Annotated in this window: 15 protein-coding genes and 1 riboswitch; of the genes, 5 read left to right on the top strand and 10 right to left on the bottom strand. The window is 42.5% G+C overall.

The features are described from left to right. Positions 1 to 29 precede the first annotated feature (29 nt). The 4 genes from IGJ05_RS02015 (at position 30) to IGJ05_RS02000 (ending at position 4,715) form a co-directional block, all read left to right on the top strand. The gene (locus IGJ05_RS02015) at positions 30 to 464 is read left to right on the top strand and encodes a hypothetical protein (RefSeq protein WP_306569784.1); all 435 of its coding nucleotides are present in this window, start codon (positions 30 to 32) and stop codon (positions 462 to 464) included. A gap of 100 nt (positions 465 to 564) precedes the next feature. Beyond that, complete coding sequence (locus IGJ05_RS02010) at positions 565 to 1,170, top strand: DUF1054 domain-containing protein (RefSeq protein WP_266167036.1); 606 nt, start codon at positions 565 to 567, stop codon at positions 1,168 to 1,170. A 1-nt stretch (position 1,171) separates the two neighbouring features. After that, positions 1,172 to 3,220 carry a penicillin-binding protein PBP4(5) gene (gene pbp4, locus IGJ05_RS02005; protein WP_317726275.1) on the top strand — a complete coding sequence of 683 codons (2,049 nt, stop codon included), beginning with the start codon at positions 1,172 to 1,174 and terminating at the stop codon, positions 3,218 to 3,220. An 83-nt stretch (positions 3,221 to 3,303) separates the two neighbouring features. Next, positions 3,304 to 4,715 (top strand): IS3 family transposase gene (locus tag IGJ05_RS02000; protein ID WP_438724990.1). Its coding sequence is split into 2 segments (ribosomal slippage): positions 3,304 to 3,772 and positions 3,772 to 4,715, totalling 1,413 coding nucleotides; the frame shifts between segments, so codons are not numbered across the junction. Positions 4,716 to 4,815: 100 nt separating this feature from the next. Here IGJ05_RS02000 and purB read toward each other — a convergent pair. The 9 genes from purB to IGJ05_RS01955 form a co-directional block, all read right to left on the bottom strand. After that, positions 4,816 to 6,114 (bottom strand): adenylosuccinate lyase, encoded by a 1,299-nt coding sequence (purB, locus tag IGJ05_RS01995; RefSeq protein WP_266167150.1) that lies wholly within the window; start codon positions 6,112 to 6,114, stop codon positions 4,816 to 4,818. A 13-nt stretch (positions 6,115 to 6,127) separates the two neighbouring features. Continuing rightward, positions 6,128 to 7,255: a 5-(carboxyamino)imidazole ribonucleotide synthase gene (gene purK, locus IGJ05_RS01990; RefSeq protein ID WP_015509893.1), complete on the bottom strand. Its 1,128-nt coding sequence runs from the start codon at positions 7,253 to 7,255 to the stop codon at positions 6,128 to 6,130. Then, a complete protein-coding gene (gene purE, locus IGJ05_RS01985; protein WP_010749580.1) occupies positions 7,239 to 7,727 on the bottom strand; it encodes a 5-(carboxyamino)imidazole ribonucleotide mutase in 489 nt (162 codons plus the stop codon). The genes purK and purE overlap by 17 nt, the downstream gene beginning before the upstream one ends. Before the next feature lie 329 nt (positions 7,728 to 8,056). Continuing rightward, positions 8,057 to 9,361 carry a nucleobase:cation symporter-2 family protein gene (locus tag IGJ05_RS01980; protein ID WP_266167149.1) on the bottom strand — a complete coding sequence of 435 codons (1,305 nt, stop codon included), beginning with the start codon at positions 9,359 to 9,361 and terminating at the stop codon, positions 8,057 to 8,059. Continuing rightward, positions 9,361 to 9,942, bottom strand: a complete 582-nt coding sequence (locus tag IGJ05_RS01975) for a xanthine phosphoribosyltransferase (protein ID WP_010749578.1) — start codon at positions 9,940 to 9,942, stop codon at positions 9,361 to 9,363. The genes IGJ05_RS01980 and IGJ05_RS01975 overlap by 1 nt, the downstream gene beginning before the upstream one ends. Before the next feature lie 76 nt (positions 9,943 to 10,018). Beyond that, positions 10,019 to 10,116, bottom strand: a riboswitch (purine riboswitch). 82 nt (positions 10,117 to 10,198) lie between these two features. Further along, complete coding sequence (locus IGJ05_RS01970; RefSeq protein WP_010749577.1) at positions 10,199 to 10,876, bottom strand: hypothetical protein; 678 nt, start codon at positions 10,874 to 10,876, stop codon at positions 10,199 to 10,201. Between the two features lie 20 nt (positions 10,877 to 10,896). Further along, positions 10,897 to 11,502 (bottom strand): glycoside hydrolase family 73 protein, encoded by a 606-nt coding sequence (locus tag IGJ05_RS01965; RefSeq protein ID WP_005229997.1) that lies wholly within the window; start codon positions 11,500 to 11,502, stop codon positions 10,897 to 10,899. Then, entirely contained in the window at positions 11,499 to 12,509 is a 1,011-nt protein-coding gene (locus IGJ05_RS01960; RefSeq protein WP_074933142.1) for a M15 family metallopeptidase, read from the bottom strand. The genes IGJ05_RS01965 and IGJ05_RS01960 overlap by 4 nt, the downstream gene beginning before the upstream one ends. Positions 12,510 to 12,541: 32 nt before the next feature. After that, positions 12,542 to 13,045 carry a hypothetical protein gene (locus tag IGJ05_RS01955; protein ID WP_005229993.1) on the bottom strand — a complete coding sequence of 168 codons (504 nt, stop codon included), beginning with the start codon at positions 13,043 to 13,045 and terminating at the stop codon, positions 12,542 to 12,544. Positions 13,046 to 13,168: 123 nt separating this feature from the next. Here IGJ05_RS01955 and IGJ05_RS01950 point away from each other — a divergent pair, with 123 nt between their 5' ends. Further along, positions 13,169 to 14,125, top strand: a complete 957-nt coding sequence (locus tag IGJ05_RS01950; RefSeq protein ID WP_266167148.1) for a Gfo/Idh/MocA family protein — start codon at positions 13,169 to 13,171, stop codon at positions 14,123 to 14,125. 32 nt (positions 14,126 to 14,157) lie between these two features. Here IGJ05_RS01950 and IGJ05_RS01945 read toward each other — a convergent pair whose 3' ends face one another. Further along, positions 14,158 to 15,120: an aromatic acid exporter family protein gene (locus IGJ05_RS01945; RefSeq protein WP_218212590.1), complete on the bottom strand. Its 963-nt coding sequence runs from the start codon at positions 15,118 to 15,120 to the stop codon at positions 14,158 to 14,160. Positions 15,121 to 15,203 lie beyond the last annotated feature (83 nt).

The raw sequence follows: 15,203 nt of genomic DNA, 5'->3' as shown, positions 1-15,203 counted from the left end.
TTATAAAGCGTTTACAATATTCTTTTTTCATGCTATATTTAGGTCGTATTGTAGCTACATTCAAGGAGGAGTACTATATGTGGTCGCTAAAGAATCGTGCTGAACTTTTTTTAGCTCATTTATCAGACAAAGAAAAACAACAGCTCCATAACGAATTATTGGCCGTGCAGCAAATCCTTTCCATCAACCAACAAACAAGTTTCTATTTATTCAGTCCCTTCAAAAAAGGGGCGCGCCCTCATTATACCGAAGAACAAAAGCGTGTTCTACAATTTCAAAATGAACGCAATGACGAATTGATCATTCATCAAATCCATCGCCAAAGCTTATTTAAACATACGTATTCTTTTCGGATTTATTTTAATTTAGAAGAAATGGACTTTTCTTTCTTGGATGATCTTTTGCATCTTTTGAAGGAACAAAGCCAGACATCAACGTTTAAATTGAGTCCAGCGGCAAATTGACTGAGTATCCTTCAATAAAAAAAGGTAAAATAAACAAAAGCCCGTAATTTATCGGGCTTTTTTTGTTATACTATTTTCAGACAACAGAAAGGATACGATTATGCTATTTACGAAACAATCATTTGATGCTTTTTCTTTAGAAACGTTAGACGAACGAATGGAAAAAATCCGTGCCGAGATTCAGCCGATTTTTCAAACGATCGGTGAGGCAGCGATCCCATTAATTGAAGAAAGCTGCCAAGAGCCTTTTTATTTGCATATTGCTCAGCACCGGCGCAGAACCGTCTACCCTCCTGCCGAAACCTGGGCAGGGATCGGTCCGAACAAACGAGGCTATAAAATGGATGCCCACTTTCAAATTGGGATCAATCAAGCGTATGTCTTTGTTTGGCTCAGCGTGATCGATCAACCGAAAAATCAGGTAACGATCGCTGAATCGTGGTTGGCCCAAAAAGAATTATTCGATCAATTACCAGCTGACTTTACACTTTCTCCTGATCACACAAAATACGACCACCACCCTATCGCCATGTGGCCAACCTATTTGGAACGATTGAAGAAAGTCAAAAAAAGCGAGCTTCAAATTGGAAAGATTTTTCCGAAAGAAATGATCGAAGACGTTGAGATGGCGGATATTTTAGCAGTTTATCAAACGCTGTTGCCGCTTTATCATGCCCGTATGACGGCTCTGAAGGAGGAACAATAATATGTCAGAAAATCGGCGCTCTCGCAACGAAAAGCCAGCGAAAAGCCCTAAGCGCTTCGTCTGGTTGGCACTTCCTGCCGCCTTATTGGTACTAGGTGGCGGCTATTATGGTTATACCGTCTATCAGGATCGGCAAGAAGAAGCCGCTGCTAAAAAAGCCCTCACTTCCTTTATCGACGCTTTGACCGATCAGAAGTACAGTGACTTGCCTGCCTTCGTGTCTGAAGACAGTTTAGCATCAACCGGCTTTACCGCAGACGAAGTCTCTGCAAAATACGAAGCGATCTTCACTGGTATCGGTGCCGAATCATTTAAAGCCTCTGGGATTGAGGTAACTCCTAATGACAAGGATTCCGATCAATTCAATTTCCAATACAACGGTTCCTTGACCACCTCGTTAGGTGAATTAACCGAGCTTTCTTATAGTGGCACGATCACTGTAGCTGATAACGAAGCCAAGATCGATTGGTCCCCTCAGTTGATCTTTCCAGGAATGGAGGGACAAGACAAAGTCAGTATTTCCGTAGATAATGCCACTCGCGGGGAGATTCTCGACCGAAACAACGAACCACTAGCAGAAAATGGCACGCTTTATCAGTTAGGCGTCGTTCCGGGGCAACTGGGCACGGGAGACGAAAAAAACGCCAATATCAAAGCGATCGCGGAACGTTTCGACCTGACAGAAGAAGCCATCAATCAAGCGTTGGAGCAATCTTGGGTTCAAGATGAGTTGTTCGTCCCCTTGAAGATCATCGAACCAACGGATGAGATGCCAACTGGAACAAGTTTAAAAGAAACGACTGGACGCACTTACCCACTTGGGGAAGCTGCCGCCCAACTGATTGGTTACTTAGGAAATGTAACAGCGGAAGATATCGAAAAAGATGAAACACTAGCAAGCAACGGACAAATTGGTCGTAGTGGTCTGGAAGCCGCCTTCGATAAAGAGTTGCGAGGAGAAAACGGCGGAAAAATCGCCATCACAGATGAAGATGGTGCTGAGAAAGCCGTCCTGTTAGAAAAAGAACGCGCAGATGGCAAGGATATCCAATTGACCATTGATGCCCAAGCCCAAAAGACGGCGTTTGACTCCTTACAAAACCAAGCAGGAGCAACGGTCGTTACCGAACCCAAAACTGGCGATCTGCTGGTACTTGCCAGCTCGCCAAGTTATGATCCCAATAAAATGACCCAAGGGATCTCACAAGAAGATTATGATGCGTATGAACAAAATGAAGACCTGCCTTTCATCAGCCGCTTTGCTACGGCCTATGCACCTGGTTCGACCTTTAAGGCCATCACTGGTGCGATCGGCTTGGAAAATGGCACGATCGATCCTACGCAGAGTATCGCGATCGATGGATTGAAATGGCAAAAAGATAGCTCGTGGGGCGACTACTTTGTGACGAGAGTTACTGATGTAGCTTCTGTGAATCTCAAGGATGCACTGGTATACTCTGATAACATTTATATGGCGCAACAAACTTTATCTATGGGCGAAGATGCCTTTCGTGACGGCTTGTCGAAGTTGATTTTTGGTGAAACATTGGATTTACCGATCGCGATGAATCCTGCTCAAATTTCAAATGAAGACTCCTTCAACTCGGACATTTTACTGGCAGATACCGGCTATGGTCAAGGAGAATTGCTATTGAATCCAATCCAGCAAGCGGCGATCTACTCCGTCTTTGCCAATCAAGGGAAGCTGGTCTATCCCCGTTTAGTGAAAGAGGCAGAGCAAAAAGACAAAGAAGTCTTTAAAGCAGAAACGATCGATCAAATCAATCAAGATTTGACCGCCGTTGTTTCCGATCCAAACGGAACTGCACATTCCTTGGCAGCATTAAACATTCCATTGGCTGCTAAGACAGGAACAGCTGAAATCAAAGAAAAGCAAGATGAAAAAGGCCAGGAAAACAGTTTCTTATTTGCCTTTGATTCGCAAGACCAAGGATTTCTGATGGTCTCCATGCTAGAAGATCGCCAGGAAAACCAATCAGCAACTGGTTTAGCACTTGAGCTATTGACCTACTTAGCTGAACATTATTAAAAAAAAAGCCGCAACCTTCAGACAAGGTGAAGCGACCCCCAAAAGTTAGACCAAAAATCTAACTTTTGGGGGTCGCTATTTGTATGGCAAAATATCCTTTTGAATTAAAACTAAAAATCGTTAAAGAATATCTTAGTGGTGTGGGTGGATATCGGCATCTTGCCAATAAATACGGTATTTCAAGCAAGTCTCAAGTAAGTGATTGGGTGAATGCCTATCGTGAATACGGAGAGGAAGGTCTATTGAGAAAGCATCAAAATCAGAAATATTCTGTTCAATTTAAGTTAAATGCGATAGAGTTATATCAAACAAGTGAGATGTCCTATCGAGAAGTTGCCAGCACTTTAGAAATGAACAACCCTGCGCTTATTGCCAATTGGATGCGTAATTTCAGAGAAGCAGGTATTGAGGGGATCTCAAAAGAGAAAGGGCGACCACTTACTTTGGCTAGAAAAAAAGAGAACAAAAAAGAAAATACAACAACTGAAGAACGCGATCGTATCAAGGCATTAGAAAAGCAAGTCCGATCCCTTCAAATTGAGAATGCCTTTTTAAAAGAGTTGAGGAAGCTGCGAAAACAGGAAGCCCAGCAAAGACGCAAGAATCAATCGCACGAATCATCGCCAGCCTCCGAGGATCATTCAAACTAGTTGAGCTTCTTGAAACATTGAAATTTCCTAAAGCAACCTATATGTATTGGCAGAAACGGTTTGACAGACCAAACCCAGACCAAGAAATTGAAGAAAAAATGCTTGAAATTCGCAAAGAGCATAAAGACTATGGCTGTCTGCGACTAAAAAAAGAATTAGAGAATCAAGGGATTCATGTCAATAAAAAGAAGATTCAACGTCTGATAAAAAAACTAGGTATCGAAGTAAAGTCTTACACTCGAAAATCTCGACGGTACAATTCTTATCGTGGGAAGGTTGGCACTGTCGCCAAAAATCGTATTCATCGTCGGTTTTATACAAATATCTGTCACCAAAAAATTACAACTGATACCACAGAGTTTAAGTATTATGAAGTAGACACCACAGGTGTCGTTCGTCAGAAAAAGCTGTATTTAGATCCTTTCATGGATTTCTACAATAGTGAAATTCTATCTTATCGGATTTCTGAAAAACCAAACGCACTAGCCATAATGGAAGGATTAGAAGAAGCAATCCAGATGACAAATGATTGTCCATTTCGTAGAACCTTCCATTCAGATCAAGGATGGGCCTATCAAATGAATGCTTATAAGAATAAATTGAAGCAGCATAAAATCTTCCAGAGTATGTCTCGTAAAGGGAATTGTTTAGATAACTCACCTATGGAAAACTTCTTTGGTTTATTAAAGCAAGAGATTTTTCATGGAGAAGTCTATCGGAGTTTAGATGAATTGAAAACAAAAATTGACCAATATATCTATTATTACAACCATAAACGCATCAAAAAGAAATTAAATTGGCGAAGTCCGGTTCAGTTTCGAGAAGCTGTAAAAACAGCTGTCTAACAGTTAATTTTATCGTACAAAAAAGGAGTGGATTTCTCCACTCCATAAAAGTCTAACTTTTTGGGGTCACTACAAGGATCTGAAGGTTGCGGCTTTTTTCTTATTCGGCTAAACCGACACGCTCAAAGATCGTGTCGACTTGTTTTAAATGATGGTTGTAATCAAACGCATCGTCTAAGTCTGCTTTGGACAACACATCCGTAATGGCTGGATCAGCTTCTAATAGTGGACGGAAATCCGTTTGCTCATCCCAAGCTTGCGCTGTTTTTGGCTGAACCAAGTCATAGGCTTGCTCTCTTGTCATACCGTGATCGATCAATTTCAACATCACTCGTTGGCTGTAGATCAATCCAAAGGTCGCATTCATATTGCGCTTCATATTCTCTGGGAAAACAGTCAGATTTTTGACGATATTGCCAAAGCGATTCAGCATATAATCGATCAAAATCGTCGTATCCGGAATAATGATCCGTTCTGCCGATGAATGTGAGATATCCCGTTCATGCCACAGTGAGACATTTTCATAAGCTGTCACCATATGGCCGCGAACGACTCGTGCAAGTCCCGCCATATTTTCAGAACCGATTGGGTTACGCTTATGGGGCATGGCAGAAGAACCTTTTTGACCTTTTGCGAAGAATTCTTCAACTTCTCGGGTTTCTGATTTTTGTAAGCCCCGGATTTCGGTTGCAAATTTCTCAATGCTAGTTGCGATCAACGCCATTGCAGAGAAATACTCTGCATGCAAGTCACGAGGTAGTACTTGTGTGGAAATATCTTGCGCACGAATCCCTAATTTTTCACAGACATACTCTTCGACAAACGGTGGAATATTTGCAAAGGTTCCAACTGCTCCGCTGATCTTTCCTGCTTCGACCCCTTTTGCTGCCCGCTCAAAACGCTCGACATTGCGTTTCATTTCCGCATACCATAAGGCTAATTTCAAGCCAAAGGTCGTTGGTTCCGCATGTACACCATGGGTACGTCCCATCATTACGGTATGTTTGTATTCTTTGGCTTTTTCACCAATGATCGTCACAAAACGATTTAAATCTTCCCGAATCAAGTCGTTGGCTTGTTTAATCAAGTAGCCATACGCAGTATCAACAACATCCGTCGACGTCAAGCCGTAGTGGACCCATTTACTTTCATCACCTAAAGATTCAGAGACTGCTCGGGTAAAAGCAACCACATCATGTCGCGTTTGCGCTTCGATCTCTAAGATACGGTCGATATCGAAGGTTGCTTTTTCACGAATCAAAGCAACATCCTCTTTCGGTATCTCCCCTAGTTCCGCCCAAGCTTCATCCGCCAATATTTCTACTTCTAACCACGCTTGGTAACGGTTTTGATCGGTCCAAATAGCACCCATTTCTGGTCTTGTGTAACGCTCTAACATGTTATTATCTCCTTTAATCCCAAATATTGGTTTGATAGATTTCTTCAGTGGTCTCTGCGATATCTTCTGTCAAAACAGTGATATGACCCATTTTACGCCCGGTTTTCGCTTCTTCTTTGCCATAGTAATGGAATTGCCAAGCAGGTTTTGTGGCAATCAACTCATACGTTTCTGTCAATTCATCGCCTAAGACATTGACCATGACTGCTGGTGAAAGCAATGACACTTCTGGTAATGGCCAGCCACAGATCCCCCGGATATGGGCATCAAACTGACTCATGGAACAAGCTTCGATCGAATAGTGACCAGAATTATGCGGTCGCGGTGCCAACTCATTGACATACAAGCCGCCACTTTTAGTCAAGAACATTTCGATGGCTAAAACGCCTTGCAGATCCAAGGCCTTCGCAATAATATGAGCGATCCGTTTGGCTTCTTCGGCAACTTCTGGATCAATGCGCGCAGGAGCGATCGTTTGATGCAAAATATTGTTGCGGTGGATGTTTTCTACCACTGGGAAAGTGGTAAAGGTTTCTCCATTACCAGCAACTAAAATCGACAATTCTTTTTCAAAAGGAATCCACGCTTCTAATTCGCACGTCCCTTCACGCAGTAAGTTCATCGAAGGCGCTAAGTCCGCGGTACTGTATAACACGTGCTGCCCTTTTCCGTCATAACCGCCTCTAGTCGTTTTTAACACACAGGGATAACCGATACTGTCGATGGCATCTTGGATATCCGTTGGACTGATGATCGTGGCATAAGGTGCAATTACGATATTGTTAGCCTCTAGAAATGACTTTTCTAATAAACGGTCTTGAGTGATTGCTAACAGGTCAGTCCCTTGAGGGATATGGGAATAAGGCAAAATGGAATTCAAAGCCTCAACACTGACATTTTCGAATTCATAGGTGATCACGTCGGCACGTCGAGCCATTTCTTCTAAAGCAAACACATCATCGTAGGCAGCAACAATATGCCAATCAGCGACTTGGGCTGTTGGACAATTGGCAGTAGGGTCTAAGACACCAACCCGAAAGCCCATTTCTTTGGCACTCATTGCCATCATACGACCTAGCTGTCCTCCGCCAACGATTCCGATCGTTGCGTTGGGCATTAAAGGTTTAATCAAGTTGATCACTACTTTCCAATACAATTTCTTTTAATGTATTTCTTCGCGCGTTTAATTTCTCCGCTATCTCTAAATCATACATGGAAAGCATCTGCGCTGCAAGTAGTCCTGCGTTAGTTGCGCCAGCTTTTCCGATCGCTGTTGTTGCCACTGGTACACCAGCTGGCATCTGCACGATCGATAGTAGGGAATCCAACCCGTTTAATGCGCGAGATTGTACAGGCACACCAATGACGGGCAACGTTGTTTTCGCTGCGACCATTCCTGGCAAATGAGCTGCTCCCCCTGCTCCTGCGACAATGACTTTGATTCCTTCTGCACGAGCAGTTTCGGCAAATTCGAACATCAAATCTGGTGTACGATGTGCCGAAACGACTTTTTTCTGATAAGGTATCGCTAACTCATCTAAAATCAAGCAGCACTCCTTCATTGTTTCCCAATCTGACTTGCTCCCCATAATCACTGCAACTGCTGGTTTCATTTGATTTTCCCTCCAACGATTTTTTACTAGTTTCTTCTGAAACAAGCTCAGAAGTATTTTCTCACGAAATTAGTTTGTTAGCAGCAGTTTGTCACTGCGACCCAACGCCCCTTGCATAGCACGTTATGACTAACAATCACTTTCCCCTTTAAATAGTAACGAGTTGCCGGAGCAATGTCAAAATATTTTCGAACTATTTGCTAGTTTAACTTTGTATCGTTCGTTTTTATGGCTAAGAAAACCATTCAGTCTTTCTGTTTGGTAGGAAAAAGACAAATAAAGGAACAATACAAAAAATCCAGACGAATCCTCGTCTGGATCAAATCAACTTACTGTTGCAAGCTCAATTCCGTCACTTCGTCTGTTTCTTTCGGCAATCCATTGAAGAACAGATTCAAAACAATGGCTGTCAAACTACTCATGACGATCCCATTGCCTGTAAACATTTGGACGGTTTCAGGCATCTGACTGAATAAGGTTGGCATCATATTGAACCCTAAACCAAAACCGATCGATACCGCAATCACTAACAAGTTCTTGTCATTCATAAAATCAACTTTGCTCAGCATTCGCATCCCTTGAACAGCGACCATGCCAAACATCACTAACATGCCGCCTCCCAGTACTGCTTCTGGAATGATTTGCGCAATGGCACCGACTTTTGGAAACAGCCCTAATACGATCAAAAAGATAGCTGAAAAGAAAATCGGGCGTCGCGTCTTAATACCTGAAAGTTGAACCAAACCTACATTTTGTGAAAATCCAGTATAAGGAAATGTATTGAAGATCCCCCCAAGGATCACCGCCAAGCCTTCCGCACGATAGCCGCGCTTTAAGTCATTGCCTGTAATCGGTTTTTCAGTAATATCTCCCAGCGCAAAATAAACACCAGTGGACTCTACCAGACTCACGATGGAAATAATGATCATCAAAACGATCGACCACAGATCAAAGGTTGGTAAGCCAAAATAAAAAGGCTGAGGCAAATGAAACATAGGCGCGTGGGCGATGGCAGAAAGATCCACCAATCCTAAGAGCGCTGCTAAAATGGTCCCACCGATCAAACCGATCAAAACGGCAATCGAGCGAATAAAGCCTTTCCCAAAGACCTGCACCCCAATGATCAAGGCAATCGTCACAAAGCCTAACAATAAATTCGTTGGATCACCAAAGTTAGCAGCTGCAGCATCGCCGCCACCGATTTTAGTGATGGCGACTGGAATCAAAGTCAAGCCGATGACGGTAATCACGGTTCCCGTCACCAATGGGGGAAACAAGACTTTGATTTTCGAAAAAATGCCAGCGATCAGAACAATGAAAATCCCAGCGGCAATGATCGCTCCGTAAATCGCACTGATCCCTGATTTGGTGCCAATCAAAATCAATGGGGAGACAGCTTGGATGGCACAGCCTAAAACGACTGGTAGGCCGATCCCGAAAAAGCGGGTAACAACTAGTTGCAAAAGCGTAGCGATTCCGCACATGAAAATATCGATCGAGATCAAATACGTCATCTGAGCTTCATTGAAGCCCAAACCTGTTCCAATCAACAAAGGAACGGCAACAGCTCCTGCATACATCGCTAGCAAATGTTGCAAGCCTAAAACTGCTGAACGGCTATTCGTTTCTTTCATTAGGCATCTCCTTCTAAAAAGCTGACTTGTCCCTCAGACAATGAGGCGATCCGTGCTAGTGAAACAACAGGAATCCCCATTTCTTCAAGTAATTGTCGACCACTTTGGAATGATTTTTCAATCACGATACCGATACCGACGACGTTGGCTCCTGCTTGTTGACACAGTTCGATCAAGCCTTTTGCTGCTTGTCCGTTTGCTAAAAAATCATCAATAATCAAGACCGTATCCTCTGAAGACAAAAATTTCTTGGAAATCGATACTTGGCTGGTCACTTGCTTGGTAAAGGAATAGACAGATGCAGTCAGCAGCTCTTCATCCATTGTCAAACTCTTTGCTTTACGGGCAAAGATCATTGGTACTTGTAACTGTTCTGCAGTATAAAGGGCTGGTGCGATCCCTGAAGCTTCGATGGTCACTACTTTTGTGATGCCGCTTCCTTGAAACCGTTCCGCGAAGACTGCACCGATTTCTTTCATCAACTCATAATCCACTTGGTGGGTCAAAAATTGGTCCACTTTAAGAACCCCTTCGCCCAGCACATTTCCGTGTGTTTTGATACGCTCAACTAATTTTTCCATCCTAGCTCTCCTCGTTCCTTTCTATTCCATCCTGAAAAAAAAGACACTCTTTTTGCCAAAGCAAAAAAAGTGTCTAACAGGCACGATTTTTACTTATAGTCCGATATTTACGGTATCGGGTAGAGACTGTCGACCATATTTCGACGATATACAAGTAATTTTTAAATGATAGATTCGATTATGCCTGTATTTGATTAAAAACACAAGCATGGAATGCCCTTTATAAATAAAAATATTCTCATTTGTGGATCATTTCCTACTCTGGCTTCTCCATATCGCGATAGTGTTCCATCTTTTTACTGAAAAGCTCCCCATTGGACGGCGGCGTGTAGGTGATGGCATTAGCGCCTGCTTCAATCGTTTCTAAGATGCTTTCATCGGTTGGTCCACCGGTTGCGATGATCGGCAGCTTCGGATATTTTTTACGGAAGAAAGCCACGGTATCTGCTGTGTCCTTGCCAGCACTGATATTGATGACTTTCACACCAGCTTCAAGCTTCGCATCAATTTCGGTATACTTACTCGTTACGGTACTGATAACGGGAATATCTACAACTTTACAGACTTGCTCCACAGTTTTCAGTGGCGTTGGTCCGTTTAAGACGACCCCGATCGACCCTTGGGCTTCAGCAAACATGCTCATATAAGACGAGCGAAATCCTTGGGTCAAGCCCCCGCCGACACCAGAAAACACTGGAATGTCCGCTGCTTCGATGATTGCTTTCGTAATTGCTGGGTGTGGTGTAAAGGGATAGACCGCAATCACAGCATCCGCATTTGTATTACGGATGATCGCAATATCCGTTGTGAAAATAATGGAGCGGATTTGTTTTCCAAATATTTGAATACCGCTAGCCTCTCGAATAACTTTAGGCACTTTCACGATATCTTTACGCAAATCAGTGGTGATTTTTGGCATATATTTTTCTTCCATAAGCAGCCAACTCTCTTTTCTTATTGATCAAATCGATTCAATTGGTAGGTTTCAATTACTTGAATGATTTTGCTGGCATAATCCGGATCCGTTGCATACCCTGCATCTTGTAATGCTTGTGCGGCACTGCGGTAGTCGTTTGCTGTCAAGACATTTACATAAAGTGCAGGATTCCAATCCACACCATTTACAAACAACATCGTATGATCATCCATTGATTCTTCCCAAGTATCATAGACACGAAAATCTCCTTGAATCGTGACCCATTCTCCATTATAAAACTCTTGGGTATCTAATGTCACCTTTTTTGAATGGCCAAATGACTTAATTCCAAATAAGTTATTGTATTCACTGGCTAGAGAACTTTGACCCCAATCTGATTCAAGGATTGCCTGTCCAATAATGATACTTGGTAAAATCCCGTAGCCCTTTTGCAGTTCTTGTGCGTAAGGAGCGATGCGATCAATAAATTCTTCATGGGAGATGGCTTCCGTGTTTGTTTCTTCCTCTTTGGGAAGGGGGTCTGCCAAACTATTTAAGGAAAAAATAAAGGCAATCCCAATCAAGAATAACCCTAGAAAGACTAATGGGAAACGAGTCTTCTGTTTTTTTCGTCTTGCGCTCATTTTTTCACTTCCTTTGTCTGACTAAACACATTTTCAGAAAACAAATTGCCTCCATTCAGCAACAACTCATCTTGTGTAAGCTCACTGCTTTCTTGACTTTTAGCAAGAGAACCCTCATAGATCCAGTCCTCTGCCAGAGGATCTTCCCATTCGTGAGAGGACAGTTCTGCTTCTTTTCGAGCGATGTGTTCTTTTGCTTCTTCCAGAAACTCTTCAAAGGTCAACTCCTGCTCCTCAATGTAGGTTGCCACTTCGACCCCTACATATCGTAGATGCCAAGGCTCATAATCGATTTGCGTAATAGCATGTTTTCCTTTCGGGTAACGGATGATAAACCCATACTCCCTTGCATGAGCTTGTAGCCATTTTCCACCCTCAGTATCACCGAACCCCTCATTGAGCAGTTCTCCTGTATGATTTTGATACCAATCCTGATCCACAACATCAACAGCAAGCCCAGTATGGTGTTCACTATAGCCAGGCTCAGTAAAGGTCAGTTTCGTGATCCGAATTGCTTCTTCTTTTGTATGACCTTGACTCATCAGGGTGTTGACATTGGCATTGAATATCTCCTCTTGATACGCGACTGAACGGTAGGCAGAGACCATCACCAAAGGATGTCCTGCAGCTTTTGCGGCATCTGCCAGCTTTTCATAAGCTGAAACGATGCGTTGATCGACGAGATAGCCATTCGACAATTTCCCTAAATCTTTTTGGGCAATTTCGCTTTTGATTTTATTGTTTGGGCCTACCAAAACTAATGACCAATCATCCAATGAGACAGTTGGAAAATCCTCTTCGTTCAATTCATCACTAGCACTTGCTTGTTCTTGTGACTCTTGCGTGTTCCCATTTGGCTCTTTTTCATTTGTTTCTGTTGTTTCACTCGTTGTTGCTTGATCTGTTGAACGAGCGATACTTGCACTCTTTGTTGGGGTGACTGCGGTCACTCGGTTCACTTGAATGGTTAAAAGAACCAGAAACAAGAAGCCCGCCGCCGCAGCCATTCCATAATACTTTTTCAAAAAATATCCTACCTTTAGTTGTAAGTTTCTTCCAGATTTTCTTTGACCCACTCCAACAGTTCGATTTTTTCATTGCGAATTTGCTGCTGAACAAAAGCGGGTAATCGGAAGTTTAGTATATCATCATAACCCCACTCATCATACGTAATACTGACTCTCAAATCAAGGTATTGGGCTGTTTCTTCAGATTCTGTTAACAATTCGACTTTCGCTAAATCGCTTGCTAACCACGTTCTGGCGATTTGGGTCTTCATTTTTTTGAACTCGACGACCGCTTGATTGCGTTTTTCTGGATAAATGACGGTTTGCCGAATGATTTTTTGGATCAACATCCATTCATAATCTGAAAACAGCAGCTTCACTTTCTGATTTTCAGCAGGTGACAGACTCATTGTGCCATTTTTCCATGCCTCCCATTGCTCCTCAGTGATGCCTAATTGTGTTTCATAAAACTGTTTTTCTGATGCGTATTGCTCGATGATGGTATTTAAAATAATTGCAATTGATACATTATGCATATGTTATCCCTCCTCTTCTATATTTTACTGAAAGTCAGCCGTAATGGAAACTTTTTGCGATTGTTTTTGATTATTTTAAAGAATTGATTTCTTTTGTTATACTAAATACGAAGGAGATGATCAATGATGAAAAAATACCGTTGGGGAATGATTGGCCTCGGAGATATCGCAACGCAATTTGCTGCTGGCTTTTCTAATGAAGCAAGTGAACTGTATGGGGTCAGTGCCCGAAGTTTCCCTAAAGTCCAAGCATTTGCTGAGAAACACTCTATTCCCCATGCCTATGAAAGCACAGATGCCATGTTAGAAGATCCGCAAATCGATATTGTTTATATTGCAGTACCTAATGATCTTCATCATGAATTTATTATGAAAGCTCTGTTGGCAGGAAAACATGTCCTCTGCGAAAAAGCCATCACCACCAGTGCCGATGAGCTAGCGGAAGAACTAGCCTTAGCCAAAGAAAAAAATCTAATCTTAGAAGAAGCAATGACGATTTTCAATATGCCGGTTTATGCTCGGTTGAAAGAAGAGATCGATGCCGGACGATTAGGAAAATTAAAAATGATCCAAGCACCATTTGGCAGCTACAAAGATCCAGACCCAAGCAATCGTTTCTTCAATCCAGATTTAGGTGGCGGTGCTTTATTGGATATCGGTACGTATGCTGTTTCATTTGCCCGCTTTTTCATGACGGATACACCAGAAGTGACGTTTAGCAGCATGAAGCCCTTCTCTACAGGTGTGGATGAACAATCAGTCACGATATTACAAAATCCAGCCGATGAAATGGCTAGTGTCACGCTGACTTTCCAAGCGAAAATGCCTAAAACCGGTATCGTCGCTTTCGAAGAAGGATACATTACCGTAGATGAATACCCTCGTGCGGACAAAGCCGTGATCCATTTCCGAGATGGAACAAATGAAGTGATTGAAGCTGGCGACAGCAGTCAAGCCCTTAATTATGAAATTGCCAATATGATCAAAGCCATCGATGGCGAGATCGAAGGATCGATCCATTTGACCACCGATGTCATTGACGTTCTTGATCAAATGCAAGCTTTTTGGGAACAGCAGTAAAATGAAAAAGACTCCTTTTTAGGAGTCTTTTTTTAGCGTGCTATTGTTTGCATTTGATCAGAAAAGTCGGCTTTGATTTCAATAAAACTTTTAAAGGTTTGCAGAAACTGAAACAGCTGAGCGCGATTTTCAAACTCTGCTCTTGTTTGGGGCAATGGCTTTTGTCGATAATCTTCATAAAGCGCAGCAATTTTTGCCAAGATCTCTTTCCCATCGTTATTTTCGTGAAAGGACTCGGCAGTAAAGGATAGCAACTCTTGAAACGCATTTGTATAGGCTTCTTCTACCCAAAACAACTGCAATAAGTCAACCATTTCTAAGAGTAAGCGTGCCTGACTTTGGCGCATGGTAAAGTACTCTTCATAATAGGAGGCTTCTCCTCGCCATTGATTTTCACTATGCACCATTGCTTGTTGTTTGCCTTGCTTGATATCCCCCAAAAGCGTTTGGCAGACCTGGGGAAGCGTCGCCTTTTCTTTTTCAGTTAACGCAATCGACATGTCTTTTAAAAGACTTTTAAACGTTTCTTCCACTAATTGCTGTCTTTCTTTCAATGCTCGTTCGCCATCTGGCATATATAAATTGAACAAAAGTGCAAAGCCAATGCCAATACTCATCAATAAAAAAGCATTCCCAATCAGTGGCCAAGCAAACGAACGTTCCATCATATAATGGGTCACTAAGACAGAATTGACGACGATCCCATCGGTCAAATTGAAATAGACAGCGGTTGGGATAAAGAGAAAGAGAAAAAGAACAAATCCTATCGGCCCAAAGCCTAATAAATGGAAGCTGACAAAAGCTAAGAGCGTTGCGATCGCCAAAGAGATCAAACGCCCGATTCCCGTAAAAAGTGACGTTTTCTTTGTATTGCCGACGCTTAAAATGGCGATGATCCCTGCGGCTGGCGCATACAAAAGACCGATCTGTTGTGCCAGAAACATTGATAAACCAGCCGCAATCGCCGTTTTCACGGTCCTCATTCCGATTTTCATTTTTGTCACCTCCTGTGAAAAGTATACTAAATTGTGAGGAATAAGACTAGAATTTCTCAACTGCTTTGGGTATGATTAAGTAA

It is taken from the genome of Enterococcus sp. AZ167 (assembly GCF_051714025.1).
Taxonomy (GTDB): Bacteria; Bacillota; Bacilli; order Lactobacillales; family Enterococcaceae; genus Enterococcus_D; species Enterococcus_D casseliflavus.
Note: the sequence above shows the minus strand (reverse complement) of the source record. Positions and strands in the feature narration are given on the sequence as shown.

What these genes read in the sequence shown, in the direction of transcription:
- purE (WP_010749580.1), bottom strand. Translation starts at nt 7,727, where the DNA reads ATGAAACCAGCAGTTGCAGTGATTATGGGGAGCAAGTCAGATTGGGAA.
- pbp4 (WP_317726275.1), top strand. Translation starts at nt 1,172, where the DNA reads ATGTCAGAAAATCGGCGCTCTCGCAACGAAAAGCCAGCGAAAAGCCCT.
- IGJ05_RS01960 (WP_074933142.1), bottom strand. Translation starts at nt 12,509, where the DNA reads ATGGCTGCGGCGGCGGGCTTCTTGTTTCTGGTTCTTTTAACCATTCAA.
- IGJ05_RS01965 (WP_005229997.1), bottom strand. Translation starts at nt 11,502, where the DNA reads ATGAGCGCAAGACGAAAAAAACAGAAGACTCGTTTCCCATTAGTCTTT.
- IGJ05_RS01945 (WP_218212590.1), bottom strand. Translation starts at nt 15,120, where the DNA reads ATGAAAATCGGAATGAGGACCGTGAAAACGGCGATTGCGGCTGGTTTA.
- IGJ05_RS01975 (WP_010749578.1), bottom strand. Translation starts at nt 9,942, where the DNA reads ATGGAAAAATTAGTTGAGCGTATCAAAACACACGGAAATGTGCTGGGC.
- IGJ05_RS01970 (WP_010749577.1), bottom strand. Translation starts at nt 10,876, where the DNA reads ATGGAAGAAAAATATATGCCAAAAATCACCACTGATTTGCGTAAAGAT.
- IGJ05_RS01950 (WP_266167148.1), top strand. Translation starts at nt 13,169, where the DNA reads ATGATGAAAAAATACCGTTGGGGAATGATTGGCCTCGGAGATATCGCA.
- IGJ05_RS02015 (WP_306569784.1), top strand. Translation starts at nt 30, where the DNA reads ATGCTATATTTAGGTCGTATTGTAGCTACATTCAAGGAGGAGTACTAT.
- purB (WP_266167150.1), bottom strand. Translation starts at nt 6,114, where the DNA reads ATGTTAGAGCGTTACACAAGACCAGAAATGGGTGCTATTTGGACCGAT.
- IGJ05_RS01980 (WP_266167149.1), bottom strand. Translation starts at nt 9,361, where the DNA reads ATGAAAGAAACGAATAGCCGTTCAGCAGTTTTAGGCTTGCAACATTTG.
- IGJ05_RS02010 (WP_266167036.1), top strand. Translation starts at nt 565, where the DNA reads ATGCTATTTACGAAACAATCATTTGATGCTTTTTCTTTAGAAACGTTA.
- IGJ05_RS01955 (WP_005229993.1), bottom strand. Translation starts at nt 13,045, where the DNA reads ATGCATAATGTATCAATTGCAATTATTTTAAATACCATCATCGAGCAA.